We start from the raw sequence: 12540 nt of genomic DNA, 5'->3' as shown, positions 1-12540 counted from the left end.
AATTCCGACGGCGGCGCATTGGGAACGCAATATCTCACGATGGTGGAGGCGAGCCCTTACGGGATCTGTGTCCATCAGCGGGGCAAAGTCGTCTTCGTGAACTCGGCCACGATGCGCTTCGTGGGCGCGAACGTGTCGACCGAGATCATCGGGATGCACATCACGGATCTGGTCGACGCCGGCTCGCAGGACGCGCTGCTGGCACGGATCGGCTCGCTGGTTTCGCCCGGCTCGTTCAGCGAGCCGACCGAGATGACGCTGCGGACCCTTCAGGGCCGAAGCGTCACCGTCGAATCGCAGGCGGTGCTCACGACGTGGGAGGGCAAACCCGCGTACCAGGTGATCATGCGCGACCTGACCACGCAGAAGGCGGCCGAGGCCGGTCTGCGGTTCCAGGCCGCGCTGGTCGGGCACGCGAGCGACGCGATCATCGCGACCTCCCCCGACGGGCTGGTGACGAGCTGGAACCCGGCGGCCGAGGCCGTCTACGGACATGAACTCGACCAGGTCATCGGGGTTCCGGTGGCCGAGGTCGTCGGCGCGCCGATGAGCCCGCGGGAGGTTGTCGCCGCGGGCGGTGTCGTGCAGGCCACGCATTACAGCGCCGACGGCACGGCGCTGGCGGTGCGGGTCTCCGCGGCCGAGATGTTCGACGGTTACGTGCTGCTGTGCGCCGACGAGACCGCGCAGCGCCGGGCCGAGGCCGAATTCGCCACCGTCGTCGAGACGCTCGACGAGGGAGTGCTGCTGGTCGGCCCCGGCGGACGGATCGAGCTGGCGAACTCCGCGGCGCACCGCATCGCCGGGGTGCCGCCGGGTTCCCTGGTCGGGCTGGAGAGCCGGACGATGCGGCTGCACGACGAGCAGGGCGTTCCGGTGCCCGTCGACGATCTGCCGTCCGCGCGGGTGCGGCGGTCCGGGAAGGTCGAGACCGGGCGGGTCGTGCAGGTGCGGCGGCGCGACGGCGCGCACCGATGGCTTTCGCTGACCTCCGGTCCGCTGATGGCGCCGGGGCAGAGCGTGCCCTCCGTGCTGACGTCCTTCGCCGACATCACCGAGCGGCGGGCGATCAGCGAACGGCTGGCCTACGAGGCCACCCACGACCCCCTGACCAGGCTCGCGAACCGCACGCTGGCGCTGGACCACCTGCGCCGGACGAACGCCGACCCGGCGCATACGACCACCGTGATGTTCATCGACCTCGACAAGTTCAAGATCATCAACGATTCGCTCGGTCATACCGTCGGCGACCAGGTGCTGCGCATCATCGGCGACCGGCTGCGGACCGCCGCCGGGCCTTCGGACCTGGTCGGACGGCTCGGCGGGGACGAGTTCCTGGTCATCACCACCGGTTATACCGAAGCCGCCGAGGTGCGGGCACTGGCCGACCACCTGCAGCGGCGGCTCGCCGAATCGCTCACCGTGCACGGCCGCGAACTGCATATAAATACGAGTATTGGAATAGTGATCGCCGAACCGGGCGATCGGCGCAGCGCCGATGAATTGCTGGAAGACGCCGATTTGGCGATGTATCAGGCCAAGACATTCGGGCCGGGGCGTTATGCGTTCTATGCGCCGATCATGCGGAAACGAGTACAAGACCGTTTCGCGTTGGAACAGGATCTGCGCCACGCCGTCGCCGAAGGCCTGGTCGAGACCGTTTATCAACCCGTCGTCGATTTGCGGACCGGTGACATGGTCGCGGTGAAGGCGAAGTCCTGTTGGGATCACCCGGTGCGCGGACCGATCGATCCGGCGGAATTGGCCGAGATCTCCGACGACGGCGATCTTTTGACGGTCATCGGGGCGGAGGTCCTCGCCAAGGCCGCCCGCGAGATCTCTCGATGGCGTGCCGATCATGGTGTGCACTGTAATGTGAATGTGAGTCTTTCGGTCCGCCAACTGGGCGATCCCACGCTGCTGCAAGTGGTTCAGACAACCCTGGAAGCGGCGGGGCTCGGGCCCCAGGACCTGAGCCTCGACGTCGACGAGACGGCGCTGAAAGACGCGGCCGACGCGGTCGACGCGCTGCGGAAGACCGGGGTGCGGGTGACCGCGGAACGGTTCGGCGCCGGCTACTCCTCGCTCGCCCAGCTGTGCCGCCTCGACTTGAACGTGATCGAAATCGACCGGTCGTTCGTGGCCGATCTCGGCAGGTCGAGCGACGCCAAGCCGATCGTCGCCGGGATCATGGCGATGGCGCACGCCGTCGACCTCGTGGTGGTCGCCGAGGGAGTCGAAACCGTGCGGCAGCTGGAGGTCCTGCACGAACTCGGCTGCGATTGGGCGAAAGGGCCGCTGGTCGCGTCGCCGGGCCGGGTCGAAGACCTGAAGTGCGCGTACGAACACGTCGTGCGATGAACCGCGCGGCCATCGCGGACGTGGTCCCGGGTGAGCGCCGCTGACGGGACCAAAGCCTCCTATTGCTCCGGTTCCTTCCGGCGCAGTCTTGTCGGTGAAGGAGGCGCGTCATGTGGCTCGTGTTCTTGTGGCGCCGGATCCATCTCGGCCGGAATCCGCTGGCCCGGATCCCGGACCGGATCGAGGCGGCGATCCTCGTCGGCGGCGTCGTGACGGCGCTGCTCGGTGTACCGCTGGCCGCGGCGGCCGGCTCGGAGGCCTACGCGACCATGATGGAACGCTCGGCCGTCGAGACGGCCGCGCGTCACTCGACGACCGCGTTCCTGCTCGAGGACGCGCCGCCTGCGCGTATCGGCGTCGATGGGACGCCCTCCGCGGAGACGGCTTCGGTGGCGGCGCGGTGGGCGTTGCCGGAGGGGACGTTCGGCGAAGCGGTGGTGAGCGCCGAGCTCGGTGCGTCGGCCGGGGACGCGGTGACCGTGTGGCTCGACGAGTCCGGTGCCGTGGTCGAGCCGCCGGTGCTGCCGATGGACGCGACCAGTACGGGGATCGGCGTCGGGGTGGGGGTGTGGCTGGCCGCGGTGACGCTGCTGGCGGCTGGGTACCTGCTCGCGCTGCACCTGCTGAACCGGGCGCGCCGGGCGGCTTGGGACCGGGAGTGGGAACGGTTCGGGCAGGACTCGCGGTCTTGAGACTCTGGGGTGGCTTCGGGGTGGCTTGGGTGGGTCCGTGAAGGCCTCCTTGAGGGACTCTGGGTCCCTCAAGGAGGCCTTCACGGACGTGGGGTGTGAGGTTTGGGGGGCATGGGGGCATGGGGTGGGGGCGGGAGCAATTAGGTGACGAATTGCGGCGGTGTGGGTGCTGACCTGCGGATAAGCGCGAAAGTGGTAGCAAAGGTCCCTTGCTCCCCAAGCGCCACGGCTTGCTGTCTGTACCTACTAGTATGTACGGTCTGCTCGTGGACAAGAGGGAAAGGCTCATCGAGAGCACGCGCGAACTCCTGTGGGAGCGCGGCTACGTCGGCACCAGCCCCAAGGCGATCCAGGAGCGCTCCGGCGCCGGCCAGGGCAGCATGTACCACCACTTCCAGGGCAAGTCCGATCTCGCGCTCGCCGCGATCGGCCGCAGTGCCGACGATCTGCGCGCCAGGGCGGAGGCCGAATTCACCGGCCCCGGCTCGGCCGTCGAGCGCATCACCGTCTACCTGCGCCGCGAGCGCGCCGTGCTCAAGGGCTGCCCGGTCGGCAGGCTCGCCCAGGATCCCGACGTGATGGCCGACGCGGACCTGCGAAAGCCGGTCGAGGAGTTCTTCGGCTGGCTCACCGGCCGCCTCGCCGAACTGCTCGAGGAGGGTCGCTCGGCGGGCGAACTCGACCGGGCGCTCGACCCGCTCACGACGGCGACCGCGCTGGTCGCGACGCTGCAGGGCGGCTACATCCTCGCTCGCGCCGCCGGCTCCCCGGACGTGTTCGCGAAAGCCGTCGACGGCGCACTCGGCCTGCTCGCCACCAAGGAGAACTGACATGCCCTTCGTCCGCATCGACGCCATCGGGACCGGCAAGCTCGAAGCCCTCGGCAACGCGGTCCACGACGCGATGGTCGAGACGCTCGGCATCCCCGCCGACGACCGCTTCCAGGTCCTCAACGGCCGGAGCACCCTGAAATACGACGACTACCTGGGGATCCACCGCGACGAAGGGGTCGTGTACGTCGCGATCACCATGCGGCAGGGGCGCACCGACGAACAGAAGAAGTCGCTCTACCGGCGGATCGCGGAGCTCGCCGCGGAGTACGCGGGGACCGAGCCGCGGAACGTGCTCGTCACGATCACCGAGAACAATCCGGTCGACTGGTCGATCGGGAACGGCGAAGCGCAGTACGCGTGATCAGGCCGGCGCGGCGGTGAAGGCGTGCTGTTCCAGCAGCCACCATGTGTCGCGCCCGAACGACCAGGTCAGCAGCGCCAGCGCGCCCAGCGTGACCACGAAACCGGCCCAGAGCGGCAGGATCGCCGACGCCGCCACGACCAGCACGATGCCCTGGACCGCCGCGACCGTCTTGCGCGCCATGCTCGGCGGAAGCGGCGTGTTCAGCCACGGCCACAGCTTGCCCGCCACGACGAAGACGTAACGCATCGCGCCGATCGTGAGCACCCACGGGCCCAGCGACTGCGCGACGACCACGCTCAGGATCAGGATCAGATACGCGTCGACCTCCATGTCGAACCGCGCGCCCAGCGGCGACGCCGTCCCAGTACGGCGCGCGACCTGGCCGTCGACGGCGTCCAGGGCGAGCGCGATCGACGCGAGGACGACCATCGCGACGATCTCCCGGCCCGCGGTGTCGACGACGAGCGCGGTCACACAACCGACCAGCCCGGACCGGCCGAGCGTGACGGCGTCGGCGGGGCCGAGGGAGCGCGCGGTGCTCCGGTTGAGGCCGTAGGTCAGGAATCCGCCCACGGCGAGGCCGTAGGCCGCTCCGGCGAGCCAGCCCAGGAGGCCCAGCCCGGCGACGGCGTCCAGCGTCCCCAGCAGCGCCAGCTGGACGAGGACCCCCAGGAAAACTCCGGGGTTGATCACGAGGCCTCCTCGTTATGGTGGCGGTGACCCCGCTTCCAGGGTCCGACATGAGAGGACACGATGGAACGCGCCTTCTGGTTCAGTGGTTCCGGCGACGGTGAGATCAGGCCGGTCTCGCTCCCTCCGGTCGGCGACGGGGAAGTACTGGTCCGCACCCTGTACACGGGCGTGAGCCGGGGCACCGAGACGCTCGTCTTCCGCGGCGAGGTCCCGCCGAGTCAACGTTCGGCCATGCGCGCGCCGTTCCAGGAGGGCGACTTCCCAGGGCCCGTGAAGTACGGATACCTCAATGTCGGCGTGGTCGAACGTGGTCCCGAAGACCTGGCCGGGCAAGTCGTCTTCTGTCTCTACCCACACCAGACGCGCTATGTCGTCCCGGCGACGGCCGTGACGCCGGTGCCGCGCGAGGTCCCGCCGGAGCGCGCGATCCTCGCGGGGACGATCGAGACCGCGGTCAACGCCGTCTGGGACGCGTCGCCGAAACTCGGCGACCGGATCGCCGTGGTCGGCGCCGGGATGGTGGGAAGCAGCGTCGCGAAACTGCTGGCCGGTTTCCCGGCGACCAGGGTCCAGCTGATCGACGTCGACCCGGAGCGCGCGAAGATCGCGCAGGCGCTCGGTGTCGACTTCTCGACACCGGAAGACGCTCTGGGTGACTGCGACCTCGTCGTGCACGCCAGCGCGAGCGAGGCGGGGCTCGCGCGCTCGCTGGAGTTGCTCGCGCCGGAGGGCGAGGTCATCGAGCTGAGCTGGTACGGCGACCGCCGCGTCAGCGTCCCGCTCGGCGAGAACTTCCATTCCCGGCGGCTGGCGATCCGCTCCAGCCAGGTCGGCATGGTCTCGCCGTCCCGCCGCCTGAACCGGGACTACGCCGGCCGCTTGGCGCTCGCCCTGCGTCTTCTGGCCGATCCAGGATTCGAAGTGCTGGTCAGCGGGGAATGTCAGTTCCGTGAACTACCGGACGTCTTGCCGCGTCTGGCCGCGAATGAACCAGGAACGCTCTGCCTCCGTGTGAGCTATCAGATGGAGGACACGCGTTAAGGGCTCGATCCGGGAGGTCCGTTGTTCAGTATCACCGTCCGCGACCACGTCATGGTCGCCCACAGCTTCCGAGGCGAGGTCTTCGGCCCCGCCCAGCGGCTGCACGGCGCGACCTTCCTGGTGGACGCGACGTTCCGCCGGTCCGAACTGGACGCCGACAACATCGTCGTCGACATCGGCAAGGCGACCGAAGAGCTCAAAGCGGTGCTCGCCGACCTGAACTATCGCAACCTGGACGACGTGCCCGAGTTCGCCGGGATCAACACCTCGACCGAGTTCCTCGCGAAGGTCATCGCAGACAGGCTCGCCGACCGCGTCCACACGGGAGCGCTCGGTGAGGGGGCGCGCGGACTCGAGGGGCTCACCGTCTCGCTGCACGAATCCCACGTCGCGTGGGCGAGTTACGAGCGTGCCTTGTGACCGGCCTCCACGTCGTCCTGCCCAACGACATCGACGACGTGAGCGCGCCCAGCGGCGGCAACGTCTACGACCGGCGGCTGTGTGACGGCCTCGCCGCCGAAGCGGTGGAGGTCCACGAGATCCCCGTGCGCGGGAACTGGCCGCGGCCCGACACCGAAGCGCGCAAGGTGCTGGCGCGCAAGCTGGCCGAACTGCCCGACGGCGCCGCGGTCCTGCTCGACGGGCTGGTGGCCTGCGGCGTGCCCGAGGTGATCGCCCCCGCGGCGCGGCGCCTGTCGATCGCGGTGCTGGTGCATCTCCCGCTCGCCGACGAGACAGGACTGTCGCCCTCGCTCGCCGCCGAGCTGGACCGGCTGGAGCGGGAGACGCTCAGCGCGGTCGAGGCCGTGGTCGTGACCAGTGACTGGGCGGCCCGGCGGCTGATCGGGCACCACGATCTCGCCCCGCATCGCGTGCACGTGGTGCCGCCAGGGGTCGACAAGGCCGCAGTCGCTTCCGGAAGCCTGGACGGGACGCGGCTGGTCTGCGTCGCCAACGTGACGCCGCGCAAGGGACAGGGTCTGCTCGCGGACGCGTTGAAGTCGCTCAAGGAACTCCCGTGGACCTGCGAGTGCGTCGGCGCCATCCCGCGCGAGACCCGCTACGTCGAACGCCTGCGGCGACACGCGCTCGGCGATCGCTTCACGCTCACCGGCCCGCGGTCCGGTGAAGCGCTCGAAGCGACGTACGCGGCCGCAGACCTTCTCGTGCTGCCATCGCGCGCGGAGACCTACGGGATGGTCGTCACCGAGGCTCTGGCACACGGTGTTCCCGTGCTGACGACCGCCGTCGACGCACTGCCGGACACCCTCGGCCAGGCATCCGACGGCAGTGTTCCGGGGATGCTCGTCCCCGGCGAGGACGTCAACGCGCTGGCCACGGCCCTTCGCCGCTGGCTCACCGAACCTGACCTGCGTGACCGCCTTCGCGCCTCCGCCCGTCTTCGCCGCGAGACGCTGACCGGCTGGGACGAGACGGCCCGCGGCGTCGCCGCCGTACTGCTGAGCGAAAGGACGGCGGCATGACCAAGTACGCCCCCAGCTGGCTTCAGTTGCGTGAAGACGCCGACGCCGCCGCCCGCGCGACCGAGCTGATCGAACCGGTGCGCGCGTTCCTGCGTGGCCGGGACGAGGTCGTCATCCGGGATCTCGGCTGTGGCACCGGTTCGCTCGGCCGCTGGCTGGCGCTGCGGCTGCCCGGCCGCCAGCGCTGGATCCTGCACGACCGCGATCCCGACCTGCTCACTCACGCACTGGCGCGCACCAGCCGTCCGGACCACGCTTTGGACGGAAGCGAGGTCACCGTCGTCACCGAACAGCGTGACATCACCGAGCTGCGCGCGGAGGACCTCGCCGGGACCTCGCTCGTGGCGGCGTCGGCGCTGCTCGACCTGCTCACGGCCGAAGAGATGTCCCGGTTGGCGGAAGCCTGCGTCGAAGCGGGCTGCGCGGTCCTGTTCACGCTGAGCGTTTCGGGCCGTGTCGTGTTGTCGCCCAAGGACAAATTCGACATCGAGATCTCCGACGCCTTCAACGCGCACCAGCGCCGCGTGACCGACGGCCGGTGGCTGCTCGGACCGGACGCGGTGGACGTCGCCTTCGGCGTCTTCGAACGGCTCGGCGCCACCGTGCGGCGCGCTCCCAGCCCATGGCGGCTCGGGACCGACCAGGCCGCGCTGACCGCGGAATGGCTCACGGGCTGGGTCGGCGCCGCCTGCGAGCAGCGGCCGGAGCTGGCGCCGGACGGGGACACCTACCTGCGGTGGCGGCTCGCGCAGTGCGCGGCGGGCGAGCTGGACGCGGTGATCCAGCACGAAGACCTCCTGGTGGTGCCCGCGTGAAACGGTGCTGGCCGTGGCTGCGGATCCTCGGCGCGCTCGGCATCCTCGGGGTGCTCGTGTGGCAACTGGGCACGGGCGCGTTCCTGGCCGGGCTGCGCGAGGTCGACGCGGGCGGGATCGCCGCCGCGCTCGGGATCGGGTTCGCCACCACGGTTTTCAGCGCTTGGCGCTGGTGCCTGGTCGCGCGGCGGCTCAGCCTGCGGTTGTCGCTGCCGAGCGCGGTCGGCGAGTACTACCGCGCGTTGTTCCTCAACGGTGTGCTGCCCGCGGGAGTCCTCGGCGACGTCAACCGGGCCGTGCACCACGGCCGCGAAACCGGTGACGTCCCGCGCGGCGTCCGCGCGGTGGTGCTGGAGCGCACGGCCGGGCAGATCGCCGTCATCGGTGCTTCGGTCGCCGTCGTGCTCAGCGCGCCTTCCGTGGTGCCCCCGCCGATCGACGGAGTCGTCACGGGCGCCGGGATCGCCGTGGTCGCCCTCGCGCTCACCCTGATCGTCACCGGGATGACGGCCGGGAAGCGGTGGATCCACAGTGGATCGAAATGGCGCCGCGGGTTCGCCGTCACCCTCGCCGACGTCCGGCTCGGCCTGCTGACCAAGGAGACCTGGCCCGGCGTGAGCCTGCTTTCGGCCGCCACCCTCGCCGGGCATCTCGCGCTGTTCGTCGTCGCCGCGCGCGCGGCCGGGGTCACCGCGCCGGTCGGCGATCTGCTGCCGTTGATGATCCTCGCCCTGCTCGCGATGGGCCTGCCGCTGAACATCGGCGGCTGGGGCCCGCGCGAAGGAGTTTGCGCGCTGCTGTTCGGCGCGGCGGGGCTCGGTTCGGCGCAGGGCGTCACCGTGGCCGTCGTCTACGGCGTGCTCGCGCTCTTCTCCAGCCTTCCCGGTGCGGGCGTCCTGCTCGTGCGTTCCGTCAGGAGTCACCGAACAGAGGAGAAACCCGATGACCGTCGAGAGGGTCGTGGAGACCAGACTGCCCACCCGATACGGCGTGTTCCGCGCGTATGGGTATCTGGACGCCGACGGCACCGAACAGATGGCACTGGCGCACGGCGACGTCGCGACCTCCGGCACGCTGGCGCGGGTCCATTCGGAATGCCTCACCGGTGACGTCTTCGGTTCGATGCACTGCGAATGCGGCGATCAGCTGGCCGCCGCGCTGCAAGCGATCGTCGAAGAGGGGGCCGGAGTCCTTGTGTACGCCCAAGGCCACGAAGGACGCGGGATCGGCCTGCTCGCGAAGCTGAAGGCGATGCGGTTACAGGACGAAGGGCTCGACACCGTCGAAGCGAACATCGCGCTGGGCCTACCGGTGGACGCGCGCGACTACCGTGCCGCGGCGGAGATCCTGAACGACCTCGGGGTGCGGTCGGTGCGGTTGCTGTCCAACAACCCGGCGAAGGTCGACCAGCTGAAACGGCACGGGGTGCGGATCAGCGAACGGGTGCCGCTGCTGGTCACGCCGAACGACGAGAACCTGCGGTACCTGCGGACGAAACAGGAGCGGATGCACCACTTCCTGCCGCATCTGGACCTGATCGAGTCAGCCGAGAGCGGCCAGGGTGTCCCCGAAGCCCTCCACCAGTGACTCCAGCACCAGCCGTCCCTTCTCCGCCGTCGCCAGCGAGGGCCGCCCGACCACACCGGATGCCGAATACGGGCGCAGGCCCACCGTGAGCAGGTGCCGCCTGTCGTCGGCGAGGTGATCCGCCTCGCGGAAACCGGGCCGGACCAGCGACGGGTGCGCGTGCAGCAAAAGGGAGGTCTCCAGCTCACCGGCGTGCATGTCGCTGTCCAGCGACGTCTCCAGCCCGGCCGCGTCGTGTGCCGCCTGCCAGCCTTCGACACCGGGGAAGAGCGCCATCGGCGACGTCGACTCCTGGACCACGTTGGACAGCACGTAGTTGCCGCCGTGCGCGTTCACCAGCACCAGTTTCGGCACGCCGGAACGGCGCAGGGAGGCCGCGACGTCGTTCACCACGGCGTACAGGGTCGCGGCCGAAATACTGACCGTGCCCGCCCAGTCCGCGTGTTCGTGCGAACAGCCGATCGTGACCGGCGGGAGCCGCAGCACCGGGTACGCCGCGGCGAGGGCGTCGGCGATCGTCGTCGCGATCAGGGTGTCGGTGGCGAGCGGGAGATGCGCACCGTGCTGTTCGAAACTGCCGACGGGCAGCACCGCGACCTCGGCGCCGCGGGCGCTTTCGTCGGCCGTCGTGGCCGTCGGGAACAGGTCCATTCCGGTTACGGTACCCAGATGACCGACCACGCCGCATTGTTGTCCGTGGCCCGCGAGGCCGTCGCCAAGGCGACCGGGATCATCCGTTCGATGACATCGTTCTCCGTTGCCCCCAAAGGTGATCGCGACATGGTGACCGACGTCGACCTCGCCGTCGAGGACGCCGTCCGCGAATTCCTGGCGCGCGAGACGCCGGAGATCGGCATCCTCGGCGAGGAACGCGGGCACGAGGGCGACAAGGACCTCTGGTGGGCGCTCGACCCGGTCGACGGCACGGCGAATTTCGCGCGCGGCATCCCGCTGTGCGGCGTTTCGCTCGGGCTCGTGGACGGTCTCAAGAGCACGGTCGCGGCGATCTCGTTGCCGTTCCTGGACGTCACCTACACCGCTGTCGAGGGGCAGGGCGCGTACGCGGGCGAAGAGCGTCTCGGGGCGTCGACAGCCACGGAGTTGTCCGACGCGATCGTGAGTGTCGGCGACTTCGCGGTCGGCGAGGGCGCGGAGGCCAAGAACCGCGTCCGGATGGCGCTGCTGGCGGAACTCGGCGGCCGCGTGCAGCGGGTCCGTTTCCTCGGCTCCGCGGCGATCGACCTGGCCTGGGTCGCGGACGGCAAACTCGACGCGAGCGTCATCCTGTCCAATCAGCCGTGGGACACGATGGCGGGTGTCCTGCTGGTGCGCGAGGCCGGGGGAGTGGTCGTCGACACCGATGGCGGCGACCACACGGTGCGTTCGGCGGCCACCATCGCGGTCGGTGCCGGGCTGCGTGACGAGATCGTCGCCGCGATCGCGCGTGCGGCGGGCCGAACTTCGTCACGCGGGAAATGAACCGGACGGGCGCCGCATCCGTGTCTACCGGTAAGGCGCCCGCATCTGGAGGTAACCGTGTTCACCTCGAATGTCCGCGTGACCGAACCGGTCGTCTTCGTCCTGCCGGGGGACACCGAGGACACCAGCGGTGAATACGACCGCCGCATGTGCCAGAACCTCCCGGCCACCGGCCTTCCGCTGCTGGAACTGCCGATCGCCGGCGAATGGCCGATACCGGGGCCGCTGTCCCGGTCGAGGCTGGCCCGTTCGCTCGCCGCGCTGCCCGACGACACCGTCGTCCTGATCGACGGCACGGTCGCCTGCGGGGTCCCGGAGATCGTGGTCCCGCACGCGCGTCGGCTGCGGCTGGCCGTCCTGGTCCACCGGCCGCTCGCCGACGACCCCGCGCTCGATCCGGCGCAGGCCGCCGAACTCGACGCGTGCGAACGGGAGACCCTGCGGCTGACGGGAATGATCGTCGCCACCGGTCCGTGGCTCGCGCGGCAGCTGATCGACCGGCACGACCTCGACCCGACGCGGGTCTACGTCGCGACCCCCGGTACGGACGCGGCCCCGCTCGCCGCCGGAGCCGACGGCGTCTCCCGGCTGCTGTGCCTCGCGCCCATGACCGCGCGCCACGGCCAGGACGTGCTCATCCGCGCGCTTTCGATGGTCGACGAGCTGGCGTTCAAATGCGTGTTCGCCGGTGCGACACAGCACGATCCCGCGTATGTCGACGAGTTGCGCTGGACGGTCGAACGGCTCGGGCTCGGTTCTTGGATCAGCCTCATCCAGCCGCCGGACGATCTAGACCTGGTCTACGACGGCGCGGATCTGCTCGTCCTCCCCGCTCGCGGCGGCACGTCGGGGCTGGTCGTCGCCGAGGCGCTCGCGCGTGGCATCCCCGTAGTGGCCACCGAAACCGCCGGCGCGCACGACGCGCTCGGCACGGCGCCCGGCGGCGGCGTCCCCGGCATGCTGGTGCCGCCGAACAACCCCTCGGCGCTCGCGGCGGCGTTGCTGCGCTGGTCGCTCGACGCCGAACTCCGCCATTCCCTGCGGACGTCGGCGCTCGCGCGGAGCAGCGTCCTGGAGGAATGGGACGTCGCCGCGGGCAGGCTCACCGATGTCCTTTCCCGGTTGCAGGCGGTGCCGCGTCAGCCTGCTTGATCATCGCCCGGATGCAGCTATCGGGCCGGTCAACGGCTC

The 12540-nt window shown here is 70.1% G+C and carries 14 protein-coding genes; 12 read left to right on the top strand and 2 right to left on the bottom strand.

Going from position 1 to position 12540, the window contains the following annotated elements; translation table 11 throughout:
- Nucleotides 1-39 precede the first annotated feature (39 nt).
- From CVV72_RS22480 to CVV72_RS22465, 4 genes are all read left to right on the top strand, one after another.
- Complete coding sequence (locus tag CVV72_RS22480) at nucleotides 40-2361, top strand: EAL domain-containing protein (protein WP_255632219.1); 2322 nt, start codon at nucleotides 40-42, stop codon at nucleotides 2359-2361.
- A 110-nt stretch (nucleotides 2362-2471) separates the two neighbouring features.
- On the top strand, nucleotides 2472-3053 hold the full coding sequence (locus CVV72_RS22475; protein WP_219145683.1) for a hypothetical protein: 582 nt from the start codon (nucleotides 2472-2474) through the stop codon (nucleotides 3051-3053).
- Nucleotides 3054-3319: 266 nt separating this feature from the next.
- Nucleotides 3320-3883, top strand: coding sequence for a TetR/AcrR family transcriptional regulator (locus CVV72_RS22470; protein ID WP_219145682.1), 564 nt, complete (start codon nucleotides 3320-3322; stop codon nucleotides 3881-3883).
- Between the two features lies 1 nt (nucleotide 3884).
- Complete coding sequence (locus CVV72_RS22465; protein WP_219145681.1) at nucleotides 3885-4247, top strand: tautomerase family protein; 363 nt, start codon at nucleotides 3885-3887, stop codon at nucleotides 4245-4247.
- On the opposite strand, the gene CVV72_RS22460 is transcribed toward CVV72_RS22465, so the two are convergent.
- Nucleotides 4248-4943 carry a CDP-alcohol phosphatidyltransferase family protein gene (locus CVV72_RS22460; protein WP_219145680.1) on the bottom strand — a complete coding sequence of 232 codons (696 nt, stop codon included), beginning with the start codon at nucleotides 4941-4943 and terminating at the stop codon, nucleotides 4248-4250.
- Nucleotides 4944-5003: 60 nt separating this feature from the next.
- Here CVV72_RS22460 and CVV72_RS22455 point away from each other — a divergent pair, with 60 nt between their 5' ends.
- Genes CVV72_RS22455 through ribA form a run of 6 tightly spaced genes read left to right on the top strand, consistent with a single transcriptional unit; the run spans nucleotide 5004 to nucleotide 9870 of the window.
- The gene (locus CVV72_RS22455; protein ID WP_219145679.1) at nucleotides 5004-5984 is read left to right on the top strand and encodes a zinc-binding alcohol dehydrogenase; all 981 of its coding nucleotides are present in this window, start codon (nucleotides 5004-5006) and stop codon (nucleotides 5982-5984) included.
- A gap of 21 nt (nucleotides 5985-6005) precedes the next feature.
- Nucleotides 6006-6404 carry a 6-carboxytetrahydropterin synthase gene (locus CVV72_RS22450; RefSeq protein ID WP_125680543.1) on the top strand — a complete coding sequence of 133 codons (399 nt, stop codon included), beginning with the start codon at nucleotides 6006-6008 and terminating at the stop codon, nucleotides 6402-6404.
- Nucleotides 6401-7468, top strand: a complete 1068-nt coding sequence (locus CVV72_RS22445) for a glycosyltransferase family 4 protein (RefSeq protein ID WP_219145678.1) — start codon at nucleotides 6401-6403, stop codon at nucleotides 7466-7468. The genes CVV72_RS22450 and CVV72_RS22445 overlap by 4 nt, the downstream gene beginning before the upstream one ends.
- Nucleotides 7465-8283: a class I SAM-dependent methyltransferase gene (locus CVV72_RS22440; protein WP_219145677.1), complete on the top strand. Its 819-nt coding sequence runs from the start codon at nucleotides 7465-7467 to the stop codon at nucleotides 8281-8283. The genes CVV72_RS22445 and CVV72_RS22440 overlap by 4 nt, the downstream gene beginning before the upstream one ends.
- A complete protein-coding gene (locus CVV72_RS22435; RefSeq protein ID WP_255632218.1) occupies nucleotides 8280-9392 on the top strand; it encodes a lysylphosphatidylglycerol synthase transmembrane domain-containing protein in 1113 nt (370 codons plus the stop codon). Before CVV72_RS22440 ends, CVV72_RS22435 begins: the two co-directional genes overlap by 4 nt.
- Entirely contained in the window at nucleotides 9274-9870 is a 597-nt protein-coding gene (gene ribA / locus CVV72_RS22430; RefSeq protein ID WP_255632217.1) for a GTP cyclohydrolase II, read from the top strand. The genes CVV72_RS22435 and ribA overlap by 119 nt, the downstream gene beginning before the upstream one ends.
- On the opposite strand, the gene CVV72_RS22425 is transcribed toward ribA, so the two are convergent.
- Entirely contained in the window at nucleotides 9826-10521 is a 696-nt protein-coding gene (locus CVV72_RS22425) for a creatininase family protein (protein ID WP_219145675.1), read from the bottom strand. The genes ribA and CVV72_RS22425 overlap by 45 nt on opposite strands.
- A gap of 18 nt (nucleotides 10522-10539) precedes the next feature.
- On the opposite strand from CVV72_RS22425, the gene CVV72_RS22420 reads away from it, so the two are divergent.
- Entirely contained in the window at nucleotides 10540-11349 is an 810-nt protein-coding gene (locus CVV72_RS22420; protein ID WP_219145674.1) for an inositol monophosphatase family protein, read from the top strand.
- A gap of 57 nt (nucleotides 11350-11406) precedes the next feature.
- On the top strand, nucleotides 11407-12501 hold the full coding sequence (locus CVV72_RS22415) for a glycosyltransferase family 4 protein (protein WP_219145673.1): 1095 nt from the start codon (nucleotides 11407-11409) through the stop codon (nucleotides 12499-12501).
- Nucleotides 12502-12540 lie beyond the last annotated feature (39 nt).

The organism is Amycolatopsis sp. TNS106 (assembly GCF_019330265.1).
Classification (GTDB): domain Bacteria; phylum Actinomycetota; class Actinomycetes; order Mycobacteriales; family Pseudonocardiaceae; genus Amycolatopsis; species Amycolatopsis lurida.
The sequence above is the reverse complement of the archived record's forward strand: the minus strand, read 5'-3'. Positions and strand labels throughout refer to the sequence as shown.